The following is a 23565-nucleotide window of genomic DNA, read 5'->3' on the forward strand; positions in this document are numbered from 1 at the left end:
TAATACATATGAAGCAACAGGAGGTATTTAAAAAGATAGGTGTAATTATACAAGAAATAAACGAGCAATACGAGTACCTGCAAAGTTCGGTAGAGAACCTGAACGACCTGGAGCTTGAACTTTTTGTAGCCAACACCCACTTTTTAAAAGACCATGCCGAGATACTTCGCAAGCTGAATGCTATTAAGAGCCAGCCTGTTGCCAAAACCAGTATCAAGGATGAACCAAAATGGTTCGAGCCGATGGTGCAGCCCGCCAAACCGGCGCCTGCCCCCTTCAAAGCTGATACGCCCAAGCCTATTAATAATGACAGCATCAAGTTTGAGATAGTACCGCCTGCAGATGAAGAAGAACTGAAATTTGAAACGCTGGGAGAGTCGGAAGTCGAAAGTCTGAAGTCTGAAGTTGAAAGTCCTCAATCCGTACAAGAAAAAGAAGAAACCGAAGCTATCCGCCACGAATTGGTTTTGGATGAAGCCGATAACTTTGAAGACGAAGAAGAAGGGCAAAGCCAGGATGAATTACTGTTAACACCTGTTGCGGAGATAGAGGAAGAAGAGCAGTCTGAAGTTGAAAGTCCGAAGTCTGAAGAAAAAGAGGAGCAGTCTGAAGTCGAAAGTCTGCAGTCGGAAGAAGAAAGTATTGAGCCGGAAGTTGAGGAAGTGCCCGAGGTTGAAGCCGAAGCAGAGCCCCAACCAGAGCCTGTAATAGAAGAAGAACCTGTTGCGGAAGAGCCGGAGCCTGTAATTGAAGAAGTACCGGAGCCGGTGGCAGAAGTTGAACAGGAACAGGAACCGGAAAGCGAACCTGAAACTACGCCCGAGCCTGTAATTGAAGAGGAAGAAGAATCTGCTCCGCTTACCTTATTTGATGCGCCTAAGGTAAAAGGCAAAAAGGCTTTGGCCGAAAGTATGGAAGATATCCAACTGGAAAGCTTTAAGCCGAAAGAAGAAGAAAAAGAGCAGGTGCTTACGTTGAACCAGCGCCTATCGGCACAAAAGAAAGAGGCCAAACCTGCTGCCACAGCCGAACCTGCCGAGCATATTGAGCCACTATCAGACATTAAAACGGCTATTACGCTGAATGATAAACTACTGTTCGTAAAAGACCTGTTTAAAGGTTACAACCTGGCCTACACCGAGGCTATAGAAATTGTTAACCGTTTCAGCAATTTTGAAGAGGCCGACCGTTTCCTGAAAAACAACTACGTTACCAAAAACAATTGGGAAGGCAAAAAAGAAACCTCGGATAAATTCTACGCTCTACTGCGCAGGCGTTACGCGTAAATAATACCCATCCGGTTACTATCCAGCTTCAACAATATGAAGAGTAGGATGGTGAAACTCCATAACGATGATCCGCCGTAGCTGATGAATGGCAGCGGTATACCTATCACCGGCATCAACCCTATGGCCATAGCTATATTAATAAGCACGTGGCAGAAGATAATAGATGCTACCCCATAGCCATAAATGCGCGAAAACGGTGCGCGCTGCCGCTCGGCTATCAAAATGATACGCAGCAATAAAAACAGGTACAACCCCATTACTACCACCGAACCTGCAAAGCCCCACTCCTCGCCTATGGTACAAAAAATAAAGTCGGTGCTTTGCTCGGGTACAAAGGCATACTTGGTTTGCGTGCCCTGTAAATAACCCTTACCCCATAAACCGCCGGAGCCTATGGCTATTTTAGATTGGTTTTGGTTGTAGCCCACATGCTTTTTATCCTGCGTTAAGCCCAGCACTACATCAATACGTTTGCGCTGGTGGTCTTTAAGCCCTTTATTGTAAAGCGGTTTCACGGCAAAAACAAAAGCCATGCTAATGATAGCGCCGATGATAATTTTAAACACCAACGGGCGGTTGCGTTTGATGCTTAAGACAATAAGTGTGGCTACTATCGCAATAGCAATAACCACGTACCACGAATTGAATATAAGCGACGTGATGAAAAGGGTAACCAATAAACCGCCCACAATTAGAAAATAGGGCGACAACCCTTCGCGGTAAAGCACAAATATCAGCGAGCAGAATACCAGCGTAGAGCCATCATCCGGCTGTAGTTTAATAAGCAGCATAGGCAGGAAAATAATGCCCCCCGCTATCAGGAAGGATACCGGGTCTGTAACTTTTACGTTGGTACCGCTGAGGTATCGCGCCAGCAGCAAACAGGTAGCAAACTTGGCGAACTCGGATGGTTGCAGCCTGAAACCGCCCCCCATATCTATCCAGGCCTGGTTACCACCTACCTTGTGCCCTGCAACTAAAACCACCATCAGCAATAGTACCGTCACAACATACATTGCCGGTGCCAGCGATGATAAAAAGCGGCTCTCTAACAGCAATATCACTGTACCTATTACCAGGCCGGTAATTATAAATATGAACTGCTTGCCATATTGCGTACTCGAATCGATAAGGCTCGGGTTATTCTCATCGTACACCGCCGCATGGATATTGAACCAACCGATAACGCATAACGCAAGGTATAGCAGAATGGTAACCCAATCTACATTTGCAAAAAAACCGCGCTGCTGGTAGTTATTCATTGTCCTTGCGTTTTGGCAGCATAGCAGTTGCCTTGTTCACCCGTGGGCTGTCTGTTGGTTTATTGTTCGATGCTGCTTTCAGCTTCAGTTTGTTGACCGAATCGGCCTGAGTTTTCTTAAGACTATCTAACTTCAGCTGCCTTTTATCTGCTGCCGATAATACAGGTGGCGGCAACAGGTTAGCGTTCATGTAATACTCGGGGTATATGCCCGATGAGCGTTTGGATATTTTGCCTGTCAAATATTTCTCTACAATAAAGCTGGCTATTGGCGCGGCCCATGTAGCGCCCTGGCCCGAGTTCTCTACCACTACGGCAATGGCTATTTTAGGGTTATCGCGCGGGGCGAAAGCCACAAATACCGAGTTATCGTTTTTATTTTTCACCTCCGCGGTACCGGTTTTTCCGCACATAATAATACCCGGTATTTTTGAGCCATATGCCGTACCTTGGTCAACCACCTGCTGCATGCCATCAATAGCGGGTTTAAAATATGCCGAATCTACCCCTACGTAATTACGTACGGTGTATTCGTGTTTAATAACCTGTTTATCGCCTATCGATTTTATGAGATGGGGTTTATAAAAATACCCTCTGTTAGCAATTACTGCTTCAATATTAGCCAACTGCAAAGGCGTGGCCAGCATCTCGCCCTGCCCTATACCCAGCGATATAACGGTGCTTGAACGCCAGCCGCCTTTTTTATATAGCTTGTCGTAAAAAGTTGCTTTTGGTAAAAGGCCCCGGCCTTCGCTCGGCAGGTCAAGATCAAGCCGTGTTCCTAAGCCAAACTTCATCACGTTTTGGCGCCATGCACCGTAGCCTGTATCAATATTTCGTGCACCATACTTGTTAACCAATTTCTCGAAAACCATATCGAAATATCCGTTGCACGAATGGGCAATGGCCTGGGTTAGGTTAACCGGGCCGTGTACCTCGCCGTGGAAACATTTTATGCGGCGGTTACCCGATGTGTAGTACCCCGGGCATACATAAACCGATTGCGGGTTTATCATCCCCTCCTGCATAGCTATCAAAGCATCTAAAGGCTTAAATGATGAACCTGGCGGGTACAAAGCCTGCACAGGTCGTGTAAAGAAGGGTTTATATGGGTCTTTATAAAGCTTGGCGGCATTGTTACCGCGTTCTTTACCTACCAGCAAATTAGGATCGTAGGTAGGGCTACTTACAAAGCATAATATCTCACCGGTTGATGGTTCAATGGCTACGATACTACCTACTTTGTTACGCATCAAAGCCTCGCCGAATTTTTGGATATTCATATCTAACGACGATACTAAACGCTCACCAGCTACTGCACTGGTATCAAAAGCACCGTTAGCGTATGAGCCCTTCCGCACGTTGCGCGAATCTACCATCCAGTTCTCTACACCGCGCTGGCCGCGTAGAACAGGCTCGTAAGAGCGCTCTACACCAGTAATACCTACGTAATCGCCGGGGCTGTAATAACCGCCCGACTTTTTGATCATAGGATCGGTAACCTCACCAATATAACCTAAGAATTGTGCCGCTGCCGAATCGGGATAGGTACGTACCGGCCTTTGCTGCGGGAAAAAGCCAGGGAACTCCGATAGACGCTCCTGGAAGGCTGCGTACAATTCTGCCGTAAGCTGCTTTTCAAATACCGATGCGCGGTATGGCGAGTACTTGCGGGCTTTGATCATCCGTTTATCGTACCCCGCCCTGTCGATGCTGAGTAGCTTGCAAAACTCCACGGTATCAAATGCGGTTACCTGTTTCGGGATAACCATAATATCGTAAACTGGTTCGTTCTGCACCATTACCTTGCCGTTGCGGTCTAATATAGGGCCGCGGGCAGGGTATTGTATCATTTTGCGCACCACGTTTTGGCTGGCATAGGCCACATAGCGGTCGTCAACCACCTGTATGTAGAACAAGCGGCCAAGCAGCACTAAAATAAAAGCTATGAAAATACCGGCGACCACATAGCGCCGTTCAAAAAAACTATTCATTTACGCTCTTTTCTCCTGAAAAATAACAGACCCGAAACCAACATCAAAAATACTGTAAATATTGAACTCGATAAAAAGCGGGTTAGTGTATATTCTATTTCAGTTAAGCGAAAAACTTCCAGATTGAACAGGAAGAAGTGGTGAAAAAGTGTAAGTATAAGCGCGTAGGTAAAAAACCAGCGGAAGCCCATAATGCTCAATGTTGGCTCGGGTTCGTTATCAAAGCCATCTTTTTGCACCGTAATGCTGATGAACAGTACACGCACCAGCGCCAGCAAGGTACAGGCAGCAGCATGCAGGCCCGGCGTATCGTAAAACATATCGATAGTTAACCCGATACCGAACGACAACAGGAACAGCACAATATTAGGCGTTTCGAAGGGCAGCAGCAGAATGAACAATATGTAGAGGTACGGCGTGGCCATATCATACAAGGCAATGTTTTTTAACAGGAAAACCTGCAAAAACACCAGCATTATAAAACGTACGATATTGGTAAGGAAAACCCTAATCATCTTTCTTTTCCTGGGCCTCCAATCCCGCTTGCTCGGTGGCAAACTTGTTATCTATTACATAAACATATTCCAGCTTGCTGAAATCTACCGCCAGCGCCACTTCCATGTTCAGGAAAAAGCCGGCACCTTTTGCATTCAATTTGCTTACTTTACCAATAGGTATCCCCGCCGGGAACAATGATGAAAGCTGCGAGGTTACCACCGCTTCGCCAACACGCGGGCGCGCGGTGTTAGATACATCTACAAGTAAACCTTTATGCGGGTCAAGGTCCTCGCCCCATTGCAGGTAGCCTATCTCTTTGTTATCGGCCAGCATAGCACTAAACCGCGAATCTTTATGGAGTAACGATTGCACTATGGCTACGTGCTCGCCCACCAACACCACCTTGCCAACAGTACCGGTGCTGCAAATTACGCCCATACCCTTGGCCACGCCATCTTTACTGCCCTTAGTTATGGTGAGGTAATTGTTACGCTTGTTAACCGAGTTATTTATCACCTTGGCATCAATATACTCGTACTGCTGCTTGTAAATGGTATCGTTCACCACATGCTTGGAAACCGAGTCGGCGTATTTGGCCGAGCGCAGTTGGTTACGCAATGCAGCATTTTCCTGAGCCAGTTTGTCGTTCACTTCGCGCAGCGAGAGGTAGCCCTTCAGTTCGTCGGCGCGTTGGTAAAACTGGCCGGTCACCTGGTTGGTACTGTTTATTACGCTGGCTTTTTGAAACGAATTGTATTTGATGTAGATGATAAGCGCGCTTACCTCAAAAATAAGGAACAGAAAGAATGCGTTGTACTTAGTGATAAATATCAGGAGGTTGCGCATCTGCTGGTGAGTGGTTGATAAAGAGAGTGGTGAATAGTTATGAAAGCGGTAAAACCACTCACCTAATCAACTATTCACCACTCACTAATGCTTATTGCATCAAAAACTTAAAGTTACCTATATTTTTAAGGGCGGTACCGGTGCCGCGTACTACGGCGCGAAGCGGGTCTTCGGCTACGTGTACAGGCAATTTGGTTTTAGCAGCTACACGCTTATCTAAGCCGCGCAGTAACGCACCACCTCCGGTTAAGTAAATACCGGTTTGGTAAATATCGGCCGAAAGCTCGGGGGGAGTTATCTCCAATGCTTTCAATATCGCTTCTTCGATCTTCGAGATAGATTTATCAAGACAGTGTGCTATCTCGGTGTATGATACGGTGATCTGTTTTGGCACACCGGTCATTAAGTCGCGGCCTTGTACGGCAAAATCTGCTGGTGGCTCCGAAAGCTCGGGCAATGCAGCACCTACTTCAATTTTTATCTTCTCGGCAGTACGGTCACCGATCATGATGTTATGCTGGCGACGGATGTATTGTACGATGTCCGAATCGAAGTTATCGCCTGCTACGCGGATAGATTGGTCGCAAACGATACCCGAAAGGGCAATAACGGCGATCTCGGTAGTACCACCACCAATATCAATGATCATGTTACCCATTGGCTCTTCCACGTCGATACCGATACCCACGGCAGCAGCCATTGGTTCGTATATCAGGTACACTTCTTTAGCACCGGCAATTTCGGCGCTGTCGCGCACCGCACGTTTCTCTACCTCGGTAATACCCGATGGGATACAGATAACCATACGCAACGATGGGAAGAACCATCCTTTACCCTGGTTTATCATTTTTATCATACCGCGTATCATCAGCTCGGCAGCGTTAAAGTCGGCTATTACACCATCTTTAAGCGGGCGCACGGTGCGGATGTTATCGTGGGTTTTACCCTCCATTTGCATGGCCTGGCGCCCAATGGCAATAACTTTATTGGTAGTACGGTCAAAAGCAACTATCGACGGCTCGTCAACAACTACTTTATCGTTATGTATAATGAGGGTATTGGCAGTACCCAGGTCAATGGCGATCTCTTGTGTGAAAAAATTAAATAAACCCATGTGGCGTTATTTCAAAATATTTTTGCAAAGTTAATAATAATGAGCACGAATTATCACGAAACTGATCGCGTTGATACGAATTTCACGAATTAAAACTAATTAATAGTTAATAACTCCCGATTTGTTTAAATCGTATCGTTAGAGGCATTTTAAAGTAGCTTCAATGCGCTAACCAACCTCTGTTCTCCGCTCTCTAACCTCTAACCCTTAGTGCTTAAAGTGCCTTACGCCGGTGGTAACCATTGCAATGCCTTTTTGGTTACACATGTCTATCGAATCCTGATCTTTGATAGAACCACCGGGTTGCAATACGGCAGTGATACCCGCTTCGGCAGCTATCTCCACGCAATCAGGGAAAGGGAAGAATGCATCAGATGCCATAACAGCACCTTTCAGGTCGAAACCAAAGCTTTCAGCTTTGATAATAGCCTGCTTCAACGAATCTACCCTCGAAGTTTGGCCAACGCCGCTCGACATTAACTGGTTGTTTTTAGCGAAAACGATGGTGTTAGATTTGGTGTGTTTAACCACTTTATTGGCAAAGAACAGGTCTTTCAACTCCTCGGTGGTAGGTACTTTTTCGGTAACCGGTTTCATTTGTGCCGGGCCTTCTATCACCTGGTCTTTATCCTGCTCAATAACACCGTTCAGCAAGGTTTTAAATTGCTTGCTTGGCAGTTCCACTTTATTGCGCAAAAGCACGATACGGTTCTTTTTGGCGGTTAATACTTTCAGCGCATCCTCTGTAAAGGCCGGTGCTATCAGTACCTCGTAAAATATCTTGTCTATCTCAATAGCGGTTGCTTCGCAAACTTCGGCATTGGTGATCAATACACCGCCAAAAGCCGAAACAGGGTCGCAAGCCAAAGCATCGGCCCAGGCCTCTTTGGTATGCAGGCGACTGGCAACACCGCAGGCGTTGGTGTGTTTCAGGATAGCGAAGGTTGGCTCGGTAAACTCGTTGATCAGATCAACAGCAGCATCAACATCTACCAGGTTATTGTACGATAATTCTTTACCGTTCAATTTGGTGAACATAGCATCAAGATCACCGTAGAAGGTACCTTTTTGATGCGGGTTTTCGCCGTAACGCAGGGTTTGGCTGGTTTGTATGCTTTGTTTGAAAACCGGCATAGGTTCGGTTTGGTCGAAATACTTAAAGATATGCGTATCGTAGTTCGATGATATGTTAAATGCTTTTTGCGCAAAAGTGCGGCGTTGATCAATAGTGGTAGCACCTTCCTGTGTTTTCAGGATATCTTCTAAAATACCGTAATCGTTCTTAGAAGCAACGATAACTACATCCTTAAAGTTTTTAGCAGCTGCGCGAATAAGCGATATACCGCCGATATCTATCTTCTCAATGATATCCTCTTCGCTTGCGCCCGAGTTCACGGTCTCTTCAAAAGGATACAGGTCAACAATAACCAGGTCTATCTCGGGGATAGCGTATTGCTCCAGTTGCTGTGCATCGCTTGCTAACCCACGGCGCGATAAAATACCGCCAAATACCTTAGGGTGCAGGGTTTTTACACGCCCCCCCAGTATAGATGGGTACGAGGTAAGGTCCTCAACAGCTATCACGTTAACACCAAGGTCGCGGATAAAAGTTTCGGTACCACCAGTAGAATATATGTTAACACCAAGGCGGTTCAGCTCGTGGATGATCGGCTCGAGGTTGTCTTTGTAATAAACAGAAATAAGGGCGTTTTTGATTTGAACAGATTGGCTCATTTGCAGGGCATTTTTTGAGCCGCAAAGGTAATGATTAGTGAGCAGAGAACGGTGAATAGAGAACAGTTTTTTTTAGGTGGCTTTTTGTTGATGCTTAGGCAGATAAAAAGTCGTTAGTTGGCAAAAAATCGGCGCTAAATTGTAGCGTAACCGGGCAGGCTTGCGTAAGGTTAAAAAACGCCAACAATGAAAACCATAACAAAATTATCTGCCTGCATTTTCTTCTTATTTGCAGCCGCCTGTACCAAAATGCAGGAAGTAGTATTAACCAACGCATCTATAGCCGGCACCTGGAAACTCGATGCCACTTATGCGGACCCGGGCGATGGCAGCGGCACCTACCACCCGGTAACCATAGCAACCACCAACACCATCACCTTTAAACCCGATGGTAAGATAGAAACCGTGGGGTTGGACGATTCGGAGAACTTCCTGATGCATTTTTCGCAATACACAACCTTTGCTATAAAGGATAGCACCACCCTGATATTTAAAGAGCCTACCGATACTACCAGCCAAAAATACCTTTACAAAATTGAAGGCGATAAACTAACGCTGATACCTGCCGGGCCGGTGATGTGTATAGAAGGCTGTGGCACTCGTTTTCAAAAACAAAAATAATTTGCTTGGGAGCGGGAAGTCGTTGTAACTTAGGGCATCACAATTAGATAGCCATGGCCAGCACCCTGCAAGCAAATAATACGGTAGAAATACCGCTAAGCAAAACAAAATTAGCATTACTACTAATAGGCTCGCTTGCCTTTGTGGCAGCGGGCCTATGGTTTGTTACGCATCCGGATATCCGTTTGTTCGGCAACCGCCCGTACCCTGTTTTCACTTACACTATAGGCGTTTTGGCCATAGCTTTATTCGGCTTTTGTGCTTATTGCCTTTTCAAAAAAATGTTTGATACCCGCCCCGGGCTTATCGTAAGCGATGAAGGCATAACCGACAATGCCAGTGGTTTCACTTTCGGGCTTATACCCTGGGCAGATATTGAAGATATCAACGCAATGGAAATGGGCAAGCAAAAACTCATTATGGTTTTTGTAAGCAATCCCGAAGACTACATTGGCACCCAAACCAACGGCATCATGAAAAAAATGGCCGCCATGAACTACCGCTCGTACGGAACGCCAATAAGCATAACCGCCAATACCTTGCAGTACGATTTTGAGGAATTATATAGGTTGCTGAGGGGGAGGATGGAGTCGAGAGCCTAATGTCGGGAGTATGTAACTTCTAATTCATTTATGAGTAGAGAGACTAACTAACCTCTAAACACCAACCTCTAACCTCTGTCTACGACCTCATCTTCTTCAGCAAATTCTCAATAACCTTGGGGAAATGCTGATGTTCCAATTGCTGTACTTTAAATTTCACCATCTCTAAGGTATCATCCGGCTCTATCTTAAAGCGTGACTGATGGATAATCTCGCCTTCATCGAATTCGGCATTAGCAAAGTGGATGGTAATGCCCGATTCTTCTTCGCCGGCTGCTAAAACAGCCTTATGCACGTTATCGCCATACATGCCTTTGCCACCAAACTTAGGTAACAATGCGGGATGCAGGTTAATGATCTTATTAGGGAATGCGTTCAACAAAGTTTTAGGCACCAACCACAGGAAACCGGCCAATACAATAATATCAACCTGCAGGTTTTTTAATAACGATATTACATCGTCGGTTTCGTAAAACTCGTGGCGGGTAAATATATGCGAGGGCACTTCAAAATTATCGGCACGCTGCAGCACGTAGGCTTGCGGGTTATTGGTTAGCACCAGTACAACCTCGGCATCGGCGTTACGCTTAAAGTGCTCCATTATTTTTTGGGCGTTAGACCCCGACCCGGAAGCAAAAATGGCTATTCTCTTTTTCAAAATGGCTGGTAGCTTTGTTATTGCAAAATAAAAAAATTTTACTACTTATCTGGTAGTTACTTCACTTTGGCGTATAAAACCCCACCTGTAAATAGTACGGGGTTGGGTTGATGTATAATAGGGCTGCGTATCGCCGGTTTGCAGCACCATCGAAAAATCGCCCAGGGTATATATCTGGGCATTGGCAAAAGGCCTGGCTCCACCGGCCAGCGCTGTGTCGGCAAATGCAATATCGGCGTGCAGCACCAATTTGGTATCACTCAGGCTATAGGTGCCCCTTGCTACAGGCTCGGCGCAACTGTAATTGGTGTAGCTGCAACTGCCGTCTTTAAAAAACTTAAACACCTGCGTGGTATCGCAATCGGCATTCAAAGTATCGGCAGTACCTACCTGGCTATCTCCCACATAATTATACACCAACACCGAAGCTAATTCCCATTGCCTTGTTGTAAGCAGGTTAGGCACATTGCTTTGATCGGTTTTCTTGCATGAGTTAATGCCAAATGCAGTAAACAATACAACAGGGAGGCACCAAAAACTTATTTTTCTCTTCATTAGTTTTTCTACGGCAAAAATAGAAATTCCCGCTATATGGCGGGCTATCCCTATAACTCTATTATTACCGTATTATTTCACCGTTGCCAAAGCCATAACAAGCAAGGCCCAATTAAGTTGTAATTTTTTAACTTGCGCCCGGTGCTTAACTAAAATTACCTATGATGCTGAACCAGCCCATTAACCACTCCCCCGAACATAAAACCCTTCGAATACCTTACAATACTTTGAAAGCCGAATTTTACCGGGTATTGCTATCGCTTGGTTTTGAAGAAAGCAAAGCCGATGCCTGCGCCGGCATTTTTGCCGATAACAGCCGCGATGGCGTAGCCTCGCACGGGCTTAACCGCTTTGGTGTATTTGTAGATTATTTAAAAGAAGGCTTTATTACCCCCAATGCCGAACCGGCTTTGATAAATTCCCTCGGTGCCATTGAGCAATGGGACGGCAACTACGCCCCCGGCTTGCTAAATGCCCGCTTCAGTATGGATAGGGCCATTGCATTGGCAAAAGAAAACGGCATAGGCTGCGTAGCCATAAAAAACACCAATCATTGGATGCGGGGCGGCACTTATGGCTGGCAAGCTGCCGAAGCCGGTTGCGTGGGCATTTGCTTTACCAATACCATAGCCAACCTGCCCCCTTGGGGCGGCACGCAACCACGACTGGGCAACAACCCATTAATTATATCCGTACCCAAACAAGGCGGGCATGTGGTGCTGGATATGGCCATTTCGCAATTCTCGTTCGGCAAGCTTTGGCAATATGAGGCACAAAACAAGCCCTTGCCCCTGCCCGGCGGGTACGATGCCGAAGGCAACTTAACAACAGACGCCGCCGCCATTATAGCTACAAAGCGTGCACTGCCTATTGGCTTCTGGAAAGGCTCTGGATTATCATTAGTGCTTGATCTGCTGGCTACCATCTTAAGCGGCGGCAGTTCCACCGCTGCTATCACCCAAAGCGGACGTAAAGAAACCGGCGTATCGCAGGTATTCATCGCTATAAAAGCCGACGCGGACCAAAACGAAACCTTAATAAACGAAATTATCGCCTACACCAAAACCAGCGAAACCGCCGATGGCAGCGAGATACTGTACCCCGGCGAAAACATGCTGCGCACAAGGGAGAAAAATATGGCTGAAGGCGTGTTGGTGGATGAAAGAATTTGGGAAGAGGTGAAGGGGATGTAAAGCAGTTACCTATTTTATTCAGATAACTATCGGCACTGCATATCCAACCTACCTCACCAACCCCTCAAACTTATCCCAAAAGCCATCCTTTGGCAATGGTGCTTCTATTAATATAGGTTCGTTTTTTACGGGGTGGATAAATTGCAGGCGGCGGGAATGCAGGCAAATGCTTTTGCGGAGGCTGCCACGGGGGTAGCCATATTTATTATCAGCTACAATGGGGCAGCCCAGGGTTGATAGCTGCACGCGTATCTGGTGCGGGCGGCCGGTTATCGGGTCAACCTCAATTACGTAGTAGCCATCTAATTCGCCAACCAGTTTATAGTTCAGTTCTGAACGCAGGCTACCCTGCACTTCTTTATCGTGCGCCTTGGTAACGTTTTTTTGCGGATTTTTCACCAGCCAGTGTACCAGGTTGCCACTTTCGGGGTAAGGGCGTTTGCGCACAATGGCATAATAAGTTTTATGCATCTCGCGCCCCTTAAACATTTTATTTATTCTGTCTAAGGCCTTACTGGTTTTAGCGAATAAGATAACGCCGCTAACGGGCCTATCCAAGCGGTGCACTACGCCCAAAAACGCCCCATTGGGCTTGTTATATTTAGCGGCGATGTATTTTTTTACTTTTTCATCCAGCGGTTCGTCCATAGTATCATCTACCTGCACAATATCGCCGGCACGCTTGTTCACAGCAATAAGGTGGTTATCCTCATACAAGATATCCTTATCGGTAATAGCGTTATTAGTATAATTATGTTCGGGCTGAGCCATTGTTTTAAGTCTGAAGTCGGATGTCTGAAAGTCCGAAGTATTATATTTTCAATTCAAAAACTCCTCCGCTGGTTAGCGGAGGCTAGGGGCTTAATATTCCTCTTTCTCATTCGGGAAGCTATTCGCCCTCACATCGCTTACGTAGTTTTTGATTGCGCCATCCATCACATCAAAAAGGTTGGCGTACTGGCGCAAGAAGCGTGGCTTAAAGCCTTTGTTCAATCCCAGCATATCGTGTATTACCAATACCTGGCCGCTGCAATGTTTTCCGGCACCAATGCCGATGGTTGGAATATTGATACTATCGGTTACTTCTCTGGCCAGTTTAGAGGGTATCTTTTCCAGCACTACACCAAAGCAACCCAGTTCCTGTAGTTTTAAAGCGTCTTCTTGTAGCTTCGCAGCCTCAGCTTCCTCTTTTGCCCTAACGGTGTAGGTGCCAAATTTATATATCGATTGCGGCGTAAGCCCCAAATGGCCCATAACCGGGATGCCTGCGGTGAGTATACGGGTGATAGACTCAGCGATCTCAACGCCGCCTTCCAGCTTCACTGCATGTGCGCCGGCTTCTTTCATAATACGGATAGCCGAACTAAGTGCCTCTTTAGAGTTCCCCTGGTAAGAACCAAAAGGCAGATCCACCACCACCAGTGCGCGTTTTGCAGCACGCACTACTGATGAGGCGTGGTATATCATTTGATCGAGCGTGATGGGTAGCGTAGTTTCGTGGCCAGCCATTACGTTAGAGGCCGAATCGCCTACCAATATCACATCGGTGCCCGCCGCATCTACGATTGCCGCCATCGAATAATCGTATGCGGTTAGCATAGCTATCTTCTCGCCGCGGTTTTTCATTTCCTGCAAGGTGTGCACCGTAATGCGTTTTACTTCCTTATTTACCGACATATTTTTTGTGGTTGGAGTTTTATAAGCCGCAAAGTTAGAAAACTCCTTTCGCATTTTTCAGGTGGAAAAATTACAGGGCTTTGCACGGGTTGCATAATATTTTATATTTTAGTGCAGCCCAATTTTTAATGCTCATACTATTATATATTAATGAACGATAAAATATACCCTTGCTATTATTGCGGTAAACCCATGAACTATACCGACCGCAAGCCGCGTAATTTTTACCTCAGGAAATTCCTTCCTTTTTTGCCTATACGCCCCTATTGGTGCACGCATTGCCTTAAAACCACATTTTTTTGGGGGAAGAAAGGGGAATAACACCGCAGGTTGTAAATATTGATAGCGTTAAAAAAATTAAGGTGTAGGTATTCGCAAATTAAAATTTAATACCTACTTTTGCGGCGTGAATAAAGAGGTGTTTTACTTCATTCTTCCGTACATTTCTTCCGGAGCTTCGAGCCAGAAAATCCGAACAAATCACCCTTTCAATTTTTTTGCAAAATGAACCACTACACCAAGCTGCCTGCTGTATTGTTGTTAGCCGATGGCACCGTATTTTACGGTAAAGCCGCCGGAAAAATAGGTACCACCACCGGCGAGATCTGCTTTAACACCGGCATGACCGGCTACCAGGAAATTTTTACCGACCCATCGTACTTCGGGCAAATTATGGTTGCTACCAATGCGCACATTGGCAACTACGGCATCAGCAACGAGGAAGTAGAATCGGGCCAGATACAGATAGCAGGCCTGGTTTGCAAAAACTATAACATTGCCTACAGCCGCAAACAGGCAGATGAATCGATACAGGATTACTTTCAGCACCAAAATATAGTGGGTATATCTGATGTAGATACCCGTCAGTTGGTGCGCCACATACGCGACAAAGGCGCCATGAACGCCATCATCTCCTCAGAAATACTTGACCTTGATGAGCTGAAAGCCAAATTGGCCGAAGCACCTGATATGGATGGTCTGGAGTTATCATCGCAGGTATCTACCAAAGAAACTTACACTTTCGGCAGCGAAGATGCTACCTACCGTGTGGCTGTGCTTGACCTGGGTGTAAAGAAAAACATCCTGCGTAACTTTGACGACCGCGATGTTTATGCAAAAGTTTACCCCGCCAAAACCACCTTTGCCGAAATGGAGAAGGATTTTGCGCCATCGGGTTACTTCATCTCTAACGGTCCCGGCGATCCATCGGCCATGCCCTACGCTATTGCAACCGTTAAAGAAATTTTAGGTGCCGATAAACCTTTGTTCGGTATTTGCCTTGGCCACCAGTTATTGGCTTTGGCTAATGATATCCCAACCAAAAAAATGCACAACGGCCACCGCGGACTGAACCACCCGGTGAAGAACGTTATTATCAACCATTGCGAGGTTACCTCACAAAACCATGGTTTTGGTGTAGTGCCTGAGGCTGTGCGCGCTTCTGACAAAGTAGAGATCACTCACGTAAACCTTAACGACCAATCGATAGAAGGCATCCGCGTGAAAGATAAAAAAGCATTCTCGGTACAATACCACCCCGAATCATCTCCCGGCCCGCACGATAGCAGGTACCTGTTTGATGACTTTATTAATTTGATGAAATAGTTTTTGGTGATTACACCGATTAGGGACGATTCCACCGATTAGAATTGATTCCATAGATAAACGCCTCTCAAATGATAAACTTGAGAGGCTTTTTTATGGGTTATTGTTCCCCCTTCAGGGGGTTAGGGGGCAAATAATACGCCGGTATTGGCAGCGCCTTGCTTTCTACATCCCAAATAATACAGCTTACCTTCCAGCCTTTAGGTGTTTTTATGAGTTGAAAGCTGTTCACGCCACGCTCGGCAATACTATCGCGAGTATTTAAATAGGTATTGTAAGTACTTATACGATGGGCTATTTTACCGAACTGTTCCGTCTTGCCATAGGCTTCCTCCTCGTAAAACATCTCGATATGGTTGGTAGTTATAAAACTGCTATATAGTTCTTTAAACTTTGGCAACGTAAAGATTTCGAGCGTCCCCGTACGGAAATTTATCATTTGCGCCTCGGGTATAAAGTAATTGCCCACCTCATCAAACCTTGGTTTTTCGCCCTTTTTAAAACTGATGACAGCGTAAGCATCATGCACAGCTTTTGTAATGGCGCTATCATCGGGCACCGTGTATGTTGTCGTTGAGGCGGCTGTATCAACTTTCTTTTCGGGAGTTTGGCAGGCGGCTATAGCCATAGCCAGGGCAGCAATTACTACAAAGTTTTTCATAATGTGATTATGTGGTTTAGGCGAATATATTGATTTTGAATCATTTCTCAACATCGTAGAGACGCGGCACCTCGCATCGCTGGATTTATCAAATCCATGAATCCCATTTCTACAACACTTATATCATACGCGAAGTATCGCGTCTCTACATGCATAAAAATATTTCATTATTTTTATTTGGATTTATTCTAAATAAGGTTTTACTTTGTCAACGTTGAGCCGATAAACACGGCGATAAAAATCTTAAGCCCTGTTCTATGGCAAGTATTGATTGGTGCGATACTTTGCCGGTAGAGCAGGCACAAATTTTTTAACTATCTACCTATGTGCGACGCAAAAGTTCTTAGCCAACGAGGCCTAACGGTGATCAGCCGCTGCTCGGAATGCCGTTGTGTTTTCATCTGGAACCACAACCTTATCCTCAGTTTTTCGCCCGAGCAGTTTATGCAGTTTAAGGATTTTGCCAATGACCTGGATTTCACCGGGCACTCATTCCCCTTCCCCGACGGGCAGGAACGTATGGTGATGCGCACGCCAACAAATGATATTCAGTTTACTTTTACAACTGATGAGTGGGACGATTTTCATGCAGCTATGGACGAAGCCGCCTACATGCAGGAGGTGTACTCGCTGATGGACAGCCCACGAATAAGGTAAACCTCAAATGTAGAGGCGCAAGATATTGCATCTTAAAATATTCTCTTCCGCGCAAAGGCACAATGAAGCAAACAATTCATGGAGCGAAACAAAGCTGATTTGCTGCCTTTGCATGGAAGTTATTTGAGTGAACACGAATTTCACGAATAAGGCGAATTTCACAAATTTTTAAAGCGCACCAAGATTCTAAGCAGAATCGCCTTATTAAGATCAAAGCTCCCTTTTTATAAACTCATTAGACATTTTGCAAAGCTCTGTGCTTCTCTGTGCAACCTCCGTGCCCTCTGTGGTAAAATTCACCACCACACCATCCCAAATTTGTGAAATTCGAATCAATTAGTGTAATTCGTGTTCATTCAAATAGCATTTAATTATGAAGGACATCCCGGTACATCGAATGCAGGACAGGTGCAATATTGGCCTGGAGATAAAGCATTTTACGCCGGGATCGCAGCCCAAAGAAGTGGAAACGCTTGGCGTTCACCGCGATGATCATTACCTGTTCTTCATACTGAGGAATGGTAGTGCTTCACTGATGGTTGATTTTAACGAGGTACACTTTGCCGAAAGCTCTTTGTACTACCTCCTCCCGGGCCAGGTGCACCAACCTACGCGCTACAACATGGGCGATGGCTGGTTTGTGGCGGTAGACGCCCCTTTAATACCTCCCGATTACCGCATGGTTTTTGAAGGGCAACTGCGGCTACAACAACTCTATCAGCTAAACCCGCAGCAACTGGAGGAGTGCCATAATGTGCTTACCCTGCTGGAGAATAAATACAATAGTAACGAGGATGATGCCTTTTACCTGCCGGTGATACACTCGCTGCTGCAATCGTTTCTGGGGATGGTAGCCACATGCTATTGCAACGCTATACACGGCAGCAGGCAGCTACTGCGCCCTGCCCAGCTTTCGCAGCAGTTTAAAAAGCTGCTTACCGAAAATATGCGCACCCTGAAAAGCCCATCAGGTTACGCCATCAAACTTAATGTATCCGAATCGTACCTTAACGAGGCGCTCAAAAAAACTACCGGGCTATCTGTAAGTTACTGGATAATGCAGGAAGTAGTACTGGAAGCCAAGCGTTTACTCTACTACAGCGAATTGAACACCAAGCAGATTGCGCACAACTTGGGGTATGACGACCATACCTATTTCTCGCGGTTATTTAAGCGTGTGGCAGGCAGCACGCCATTGGAATTTCGCAGGCACTACCGTAAATAGTCCAATCATTACCCCAAAGCAGCCATTGCTTTGACAGCGCCCCCGGCATAACTTCGTGGTATTAAAAATATCATACCTTATGCAAACATCAACCCTACATAAATTAAAGGCCCGTGCCGCCCGCCTGCTCGAAAACAGGATGCTGCAAAGCGGCCGCGTGTTGGAGGTGCGCCACTGGGAGCCAGCCACCATGGTGGAGATAGACCTGCACCTCCCCTATGCCGACGTACAAAACTGGCAGGAAATACCTTATATAAAATTTAAGGTAGATGAATTTACTTACCGCGATTATACCCCCAGCGGCTGGGATGCCGAAACCAAAACCTGCACCATATATGTGGATGCAGCGCACAAAGGCCCCGGCAGCCATTGGGCAACCTCGCTGAAGAAAGACGACGCGGTAAACTACTTAAAAGTAGGCACCACCCGCCAATCGCCCGAAGGCACATCGGCCATTATTGCCCTGGGCGATGAAAGCAGCATGGGCCACATGCTTGCCCTGCAGCAAATGGTATTGCCGCGCGCCCGTTTTTCAGGAGCGGTTCTTATCGGCAACCCCGAGCATCGCAAGCAGTTTGAGGAGTATTTTTGGTCGCCCCTGCAACCGATAGAGCGTAGCGATGTTTACGGCCACCACAGCATGATACAGTGGGTAATACAACAACACTACGATATTGCACATACCGTATTTTACCTTGCGGGCAATAACATTATGGTGAACGAAGTACGCAAACTGTTGAAGCAATTGGGCTACCCTTCATCGCAAATTAAAACACAGGGATTTTGGGGGTAAGTTCAAATAACCACAGAGCTCACAAAGTTTTACATAAAGAGGCACAAAAAAGAAATTTATCACGCAAAGACGCCAAGCCGCAAAGAGTTTTCCGAGCAGCCTGGCGTTTTTGAGTTAACACGAATTCCACGAATTAATTTGAATTTTTCAAATCACAATGGCTATCAATGCTCTCAAAATAATTAGTGAAATTCGATACAATTCGTAAAAATTAGCGTTAACTCAATATAAGCTCTCTGCTTTTCTAACTGTGAATTCCGTGGTAAAATATCCGCTCACCGATTCAAAAACCTCCACTCACCGACAACCGCGCCATTCACCGATACCCGCCCCCCTGTTGGTTGCCGCTAAAAATCCATTCACCGACGTTTTGCCTCACTTCACCTAATAACGTTACCCCTTTTTTGCGTGCTGATGCACCTTTGTATTGTAAAACAACACAAAACATCATCATGACAACTCAACTTACCATCCCTTCGCTTTACTCCATCATGGCACTTGTAGTAGCCGTGGTTATCATCAGCGTAGGCTGCCTGGCCTGCTAACAAATACCTCCATCATATATCCGGATGCATTGGCCCGTAAGCCGAAACATCCGGCAGAATTTCTCCCTCGCCGGGCCTTATCAACCAACACCCCCCCACCGTCGCTGCAAACTGGCAGGCATATTGCTCCCAATAGTTAAAATAGCTATCAATGAAAAAGGGAGATACTGTACACTGGCAATGGGGAGCCAACGAAGCCGAAGGCAAAATAGAAAAGAAACACACCTCAACCGTTACCAAAACCATCAAAGGCAGTAAGGTTAAGCGCAAGGCAAGTGCCGATGAGCCTGCGTACGAAATAAAGCAGGAAGATGGCGGCAAAGTGCTAAAATCTGAAAGCGAATTGAAGAAGGGCGGCAAGTAGTTCAATTTAAAACTCTAATTAAATTCTAATCCTTAAACGCAAAGGTTGTATGCAAATAAATTATTGCATTGCTATATTTACCCAATGGCACAACAACCAATTATCACGGTTAACAATCTCACCAAAAACTATGGCGACTTTGCCGCAGTAAAAGGCATTAGTTTTGAGGTATTTGAGGGCGAAATATTCGGCCTGCTCGGCCCCAACGGCGCAGGCAAAACCACCACGCTGGAAATCATAGAAACCCTGCGCGACAAAACATCAGGCGATGTTATTGTAGGCGGATACTCAGTAGAAACCCATGCCGATAATATTAAAAAGATAATTGGTGTGCAACTACAGGCAGCGGGATATTACCCAAACCTCAACCTGTCTGAACTCATCGTACTTTTTTGCGGGCTTTACGGTATTGACAAAAGCCCCATGGAAATGCTGGAAAAAGTAGCGCTTACCGATAAGGCCAAATCGAAATACAAGGAACTCTCTGGCGGGCAAAAACAGCGTTTCTCTATTGCCACTACGCTGATAAACGACCCTAAAATTATTTTTTTAGACGAACCAACCACCGGCCTTGATCCGCAGGCCCGCCGCAACCTTTGGGACCTGATACGTGAGATTCGTGACAATGGCACTACGGTAGTGATAACCACGCACTATATGGACGAAGCCGAAGTACTGTGCGACCGCGTGGCCTTTGTTGACGGCGGCCATATTGTAGGCGACATTGACACCCCTGACCATTTTATTGACACCTTAGTTGCAAGTGGTTTTGAACGCGAAAAGAAAACCAAAGGCGCCAACCTGGAAGATGTTTTTATACACCTAACCGGAAAAGAATGGCGGGAAGGATAGTTAGCAGCTTGCAGTGGGCGGTTTACGGTTAGCAACCAAACGGCCAACAAACAATCCCCTACTAATGAACTATTGAACCAATAAACAAATGAACCATTACAGCAACACCAGTGCTACGCTGGCCATAGCCAAGGCCAGTTTCCGGTCAATACTCCGCAGTCCCTCGGCGGTTGTTTTTAGTTTAGCTTTCCCGCTGATATTTATTATTGTGTTTGCCAATATTGGCGAAAAGAGCGTAACAGTGGATGTAGGCATAGCCAAAGGATGCGATACGGTTGGCCCGGTTTATAAGGCACTAAAAAAGGTAAGCATGCTAAACCTGGTGACCGACGAAACAGAAGCAGAGATGAATGCCGAACTTTCAAAGGGCTCTATGGATGCAATTTTGAATATTCAAAAAAATGGCAACGGCTGGGTAATGCAACCCCCACTTTCTGCCCTGCCGAACCGAGTGCCATACACCGTTAATGTACAATACACCAAAGCATCTGCAAAAGGAGCTATATTGAAATCGGTGCTTACCAATATACTTGATGACATAAACGACGTTTTCAGGAAAGGCATTAAAGCCGAACAAGCCCCCGTACTGGCTGCCGTGAAGGAAACCACCATAGCCGGCCGTGAGTATAAATACATCGATTTTATTTTACCCGGGCAGCTGGGTTTTTCGCTACTCAGCAGCGGGGTGTTTGGTACGGCATTCGTGTTTATCAGCCTAAGGCTTACGCTGGTTATCAAACGTTTTTTTGCTACGCCGGTTAAACGTTACAGTATTATACTGGGTGAGGCGCTGGCCAGGATAACCTTCTCGTTACTGGGGGCGCTTTTTATATTATTAGTGGGTCACTTCGGCTTTGGCTTTACGCTGGTGCACGGGGTATTTACGGTTATCAATATGCTCATCCTATCGGCAATAGGCCTTATTATTTTTATGGGCTTTGGTTTTACGGTATCGGGCATAGCCAAAAACGAAAGCACGGTGCCGCCGCTATCTAACATAATCACGCTGCCGCAGTTCCTGTTATCGGGTACCTTTTTCTCGGTAACGGCATTCCCAAAATGGCTGCAGTACATAAGTAATGCACTACCGCTAACCCACCTTAATAATGCGATGCGTAAAGTAGCTTTTGAAGGCGCCGGGCTTGGCGATATTACGCATCAGCTTTTTATACTGATGATATGGGGTATAATTGTTTACGCCGTGGCTGTGAAAACGTTCAAGTGGGAGTAGAATATAGTAGCGATAAAAGTATTAGTCTTTTATCTTTATCAGGCATTTTTTGCTTTTCCTGTTCTCCTCCGGCTGCTCTAAAAATGATTTAATATAATCTATACGAGCTGAGCTAAATGTACTTCCTAATATAGGTTCGGCCTCGTTGATACTGTATACTTTGTCGCCAATTTGAAAATTGAACTTATAGGACGATTTCTTAAGTTCTTTCATAGAGATATCGGCGCGGGAAATATCAAACCTGAATGGCATTGTAAAAGTTTGCTCAACAGGGCGCCCATTTTGGATCGCCGGTTTCCAAAACGGTGCAGCGGCTACAGTAGCTAAAATATTTTTCTCGAACCCGGTACCGCTTTCACTTAGGGCTTGTATATTTTTCAGCCTGCCATCTTTTTGCACGGTAAAACTTATAACTATACGGCCTTTAAAGCCAAACAAGTTCACTAATTCGGGTGTGGTTGTTTTACCGGCTACAAATTCAACAAAGGCATTGTCATAAGTTCCAAAACTTGCCTGCTGTTCTACAAACACCTGCGAATTTGTGGCTTCGAGTGCGAGCGTCGCGCTGTCTTTTTTAACTTCAGGATTTTCGGGAATATTGGGCACCTCCTGCGCAAATAAACTACAAGAGATTAACAAAAAGGATAAGGTTAGGAAAGCTAATTTCATACAACTAAGGTAACATAATAAAATTATTAGTCCATGTTCAACAGCGCTGCAAAGGCTTTAATATTAACAACAACAACGCTTTGCGAATTAACATTAACTTAACATTAAGCTTTTAAAACTTAACATCATGGTAATATTGTGGTAATATATTTGCTGCAATAATTTAACAAACCATGTTTAAGCCCCTTGCTGCAATAGCAACTCTCACATTAATATTAACATTATCTTCATTAAAAGTTAACGCACAGGATAGCAAACTGGGTACCTGGGGCATAGTTACCATAGTAATGCCCGGCGATAGTGTACACCACTGGGGAGGCTATACCGAGTTTCAAACCCGTACTAACGGCCCCTTCAGCCAGTTTCAGTACTACGAGGCCAAGGGCGGTGTAAGTTATAATATCGACCAAAACTTTGTGGCTTTGGTAGGTACCGGTACTTACCACACCTTTGATTACCGCGACGTAGGCGCCGGCGCTACAGTGAACGAAACCCGTTTTTGGGAACAGATGACCATTAGCCAATACCTTAGCCGCTTAAAATTTGAGCACCGCTACCGTGCCGAGCAACGTATTGTGAACGATGCCTACCGAAACCGCTTCCGTTACCGCTTAAACATGTTTATTCCGCTCAATAACAAAAAAATCATACCCAAAACATGGTTCATTTCGGTGTTCGATGAGATATTTGTTAATAATAAAGCCCCAAATTTCGAGCGAAATCGTTTTTCTACTGCATTAGGGTACCAGTTCGATAAGAAATGGATAGCACAAGTGGGCTGGTTGAACCAAACTAACTTTACGGCAAGCACCAGTAGCGGTAAAAATAATATTATGCTAATGTTAATGTATCGTATAAACCGCAAAAACAGCCAGCAAAGAGAGCATTTACCTACTACAACCGATTAATAATCATTACAAA

The 23565-nt window shown here is 45.6% G+C and carries 25 protein-coding genes; 13 read left to right on the top strand and 12 right to left on the bottom strand.

The genetic code is table 11. From position 1 onward, the window contains the following. Window positions 1-8 precede the first annotated feature (8 nt). Window positions 9-1286 (top strand): hypothetical protein, encoded by a 1278-nt coding sequence (locus BC343_RS21685; RefSeq protein WP_078349876.1) that lies wholly within the window; start codon window positions 9-11, stop codon window positions 1284-1286. Here BC343_RS21685 and rodA read toward each other — a convergent pair. The 6 genes from rodA to purH form a co-directional block, all read right to left on the bottom strand. After that, a complete protein-coding gene (rodA, locus tag BC343_RS21690; RefSeq protein WP_078349877.1) occupies window positions 1277-2551 on the bottom strand; it encodes a rod shape-determining protein RodA in 1275 nt (424 codons plus the stop codon). The genes BC343_RS21685 and rodA overlap by 10 nt on opposite strands. Beyond that, window positions 2544-4544, bottom strand: coding sequence for a penicillin-binding protein 2 (mrdA, locus tag BC343_RS21695; RefSeq protein ID WP_078349878.1), 2001 nt, complete (start codon window positions 4542-4544; stop codon window positions 2544-2546). Before mrdA ends, rodA begins: the two co-directional genes overlap by 8 nt. Continuing rightward, the gene (locus BC343_RS21700) at window positions 4541-5059 is read right to left on the bottom strand and encodes a rod shape-determining protein MreD (RefSeq protein WP_078349879.1); all 519 of its coding nucleotides are present in this window, start codon (window positions 5057-5059) and stop codon (window positions 4541-4543) included. The genes mrdA and BC343_RS21700 overlap by 4 nt, the downstream gene beginning before the upstream one ends. Further along, the gene (mreC, locus tag BC343_RS21705) at window positions 5052-5888 is read right to left on the bottom strand and encodes a rod shape-determining protein MreC (RefSeq protein ID WP_078349880.1); all 837 of its coding nucleotides are present in this window, start codon (window positions 5886-5888) and stop codon (window positions 5052-5054) included. Before mreC ends, BC343_RS21700 begins: the two co-directional genes overlap by 8 nt. A 91-nt stretch (window positions 5889-5979) precedes the next feature. Beyond that, window positions 5980-7002 (bottom strand): rod shape-determining protein, encoded by a 1023-nt coding sequence (locus BC343_RS21710; protein ID WP_067054626.1) that lies wholly within the window; start codon window positions 7000-7002, stop codon window positions 5980-5982. Between the two features lie 207 nt (window positions 7003-7209). After that, window positions 7210-8736: a bifunctional phosphoribosylaminoimidazolecarboxamide formyltransferase/IMP cyclohydrolase gene (gene purH / locus BC343_RS21715; RefSeq protein WP_078349881.1), complete on the bottom strand. Its 1527-nt coding sequence runs from the start codon at window positions 8734-8736 to the stop codon at window positions 7210-7212. Window positions 8737-8922: 186 nt separating this feature from the next. Here purH and BC343_RS21720 point away from each other — a divergent pair, with 186 nt between their 5' ends. Next, complete coding sequence (locus tag BC343_RS21720; RefSeq protein ID WP_078349882.1) at window positions 8923-9357, top strand: lipocalin family protein; 435 nt, start codon at window positions 8923-8925, stop codon at window positions 9355-9357. Window positions 9358-9410: 53 nt separating this feature from the next. Then, window positions 9411-9959 carry an STM3941 family protein gene (locus tag BC343_RS21725; RefSeq protein ID WP_078349883.1) on the top strand — a complete coding sequence of 183 codons (549 nt, stop codon included), beginning with the start codon at window positions 9411-9413 and terminating at the stop codon, window positions 9957-9959. Between the two features lie 79 nt (window positions 9960-10038). Here the strand turns inward: BC343_RS21725 and purN are convergent, their stop codons facing one another. Both purN and BC343_RS21735 read right to left on the bottom strand, forming a co-directional pair. Beyond that, entirely contained in the window at window positions 10039-10617 is a 579-nt protein-coding gene (gene purN, locus BC343_RS21730) for a phosphoribosylglycinamide formyltransferase (RefSeq protein WP_078349884.1), read from the bottom strand. A gap of 45 nt (window positions 10618-10662) precedes the next feature. Further along, window positions 10663-11172, bottom strand: coding sequence for a hypothetical protein (locus BC343_RS21735; protein ID WP_078349885.1), 510 nt, complete (start codon window positions 11170-11172; stop codon window positions 10663-10665). Between the two features lie 161 nt (window positions 11173-11333). On the opposite strand from BC343_RS21735, the gene yiaK reads away from it, so the two are divergent. After that, the gene (gene yiaK / locus BC343_RS21740; RefSeq protein ID WP_238381826.1) at window positions 11334-12365 is read left to right on the top strand and encodes a 3-dehydro-L-gulonate 2-dehydrogenase; all 1032 of its coding nucleotides are present in this window, start codon (window positions 11334-11336) and stop codon (window positions 12363-12365) included. Between the two features lie 48 nt (window positions 12366-12413). Here yiaK and BC343_RS21745 read toward each other — a convergent pair whose 3' ends face one another. Further along, a complete protein-coding gene (locus BC343_RS21745; protein ID WP_078349886.1) occupies window positions 12414-13136 on the bottom strand; it encodes an RluA family pseudouridine synthase in 723 nt (240 codons plus the stop codon). 90 nt (window positions 13137-13226) lie between these two features. Beyond that, window positions 13227-14042 carry a 3-methyl-2-oxobutanoate hydroxymethyltransferase gene (gene panB / locus BC343_RS21750; protein WP_078349887.1) on the bottom strand — a complete coding sequence of 272 codons (816 nt, stop codon included), beginning with the start codon at window positions 14040-14042 and terminating at the stop codon, window positions 13227-13229. Between the two features lie 150 nt (window positions 14043-14192). Here panB and BC343_RS31090 point away from each other — a divergent pair, with 150 nt between their 5' ends. Both BC343_RS31090 and carA read left to right on the top strand, forming a co-directional pair. After that, on the top strand, window positions 14193-14363 hold the full coding sequence (locus tag BC343_RS31090) for a hypothetical protein (RefSeq protein ID WP_156088766.1): 171 nt from the start codon (window positions 14193-14195) through the stop codon (window positions 14361-14363). Between the two features lie 183 nt (window positions 14364-14546). Beyond that, window positions 14547-15647 carry a glutamine-hydrolyzing carbamoyl-phosphate synthase small subunit gene (carA, locus tag BC343_RS21755; protein WP_078349888.1) on the top strand — a complete coding sequence of 367 codons (1101 nt, stop codon included), beginning with the start codon at window positions 14547-14549 and terminating at the stop codon, window positions 15645-15647. Window positions 15648-15747: 100 nt separating this feature from the next. Here carA and BC343_RS21760 read toward each other — a convergent pair whose 3' ends face one another. Then, window positions 15748-16308, bottom strand: coding sequence for a hypothetical protein (locus tag BC343_RS21760; protein ID WP_078349889.1), 561 nt, complete (start codon window positions 16306-16308; stop codon window positions 15748-15750). A 324-nt stretch (window positions 16309-16632) separates the two neighbouring features. On the opposite strand from BC343_RS21760, the gene BC343_RS31665 reads away from it, so the two are divergent. From BC343_RS31665 to BC343_RS21790, 6 genes are all read left to right on the top strand, one after another. Next, window positions 16633-16965, top strand: coding sequence for a DUF6686 family protein (locus BC343_RS31665; protein ID WP_238381827.1), 333 nt, complete (start codon window positions 16633-16635; stop codon window positions 16963-16965). A gap of 373 nt (window positions 16966-17338) precedes the next feature. Further along, complete coding sequence (locus BC343_RS21770; protein WP_078349890.1) at window positions 17339-18190, top strand: helix-turn-helix domain-containing protein; 852 nt, start codon at window positions 17339-17341, stop codon at window positions 18188-18190. Between the two features lie 79 nt (window positions 18191-18269). Further along, window positions 18270-18983 carry a ferredoxin reductase domain-containing protein gene (locus BC343_RS21775; RefSeq protein ID WP_143822304.1) on the top strand — a complete coding sequence of 238 codons (714 nt, stop codon included), beginning with the start codon at window positions 18270-18272 and terminating at the stop codon, window positions 18981-18983. Between the two features lie 696 nt (window positions 18984-19679). Beyond that, window positions 19680-19892, top strand: a complete 213-nt coding sequence (locus BC343_RS21780) for a hypervirulence associated TUDOR domain-containing protein (protein ID WP_078349892.1) — start codon at window positions 19680-19682, stop codon at window positions 19890-19892. A gap of 84 nt (window positions 19893-19976) precedes the next feature. Beyond that, window positions 19977-20744, top strand: a complete 768-nt coding sequence (locus BC343_RS21785; protein WP_078349893.1) for an ABC transporter ATP-binding protein — start codon at window positions 19977-19979, stop codon at window positions 20742-20744. Between the two features lie 88 nt (window positions 20745-20832). Then, window positions 20833-21975, top strand: coding sequence for an ABC transporter permease (locus tag BC343_RS21790; RefSeq protein ID WP_078349894.1), 1143 nt, complete (start codon window positions 20833-20835; stop codon window positions 21973-21975). Window positions 21976-21996: 21 nt separating this feature from the next. Here the strand turns inward: BC343_RS21790 and BC343_RS21795 are convergent, their stop codons facing one another. After that, window positions 21997-22644 (bottom strand): energy transducer TonB, encoded by a 648-nt coding sequence (locus BC343_RS21795; RefSeq protein WP_078349895.1) that lies wholly within the window; start codon window positions 22642-22644, stop codon window positions 21997-21999. 173 nt (window positions 22645-22817) lie between these two features. Between BC343_RS21795 and BC343_RS21800 the strand changes: the two genes are divergently transcribed. Further along, the gene (locus BC343_RS21800) at window positions 22818-23552 is read left to right on the top strand and encodes a DUF2490 domain-containing protein (protein WP_078349896.1); all 735 of its coding nucleotides are present in this window, start codon (window positions 22818-22820) and stop codon (window positions 23550-23552) included. The last annotated feature ends 13 nt before the right edge of the window (window positions 23553-23565 follow it).

Origin of the sequence: Mucilaginibacter pedocola (assembly GCF_002013915.1) — a bacterium.
Lineage (GTDB): Bacteria > Bacteroidota > Bacteroidia > Sphingobacteriales > Sphingobacteriaceae > Mucilaginibacter > Mucilaginibacter pedocola.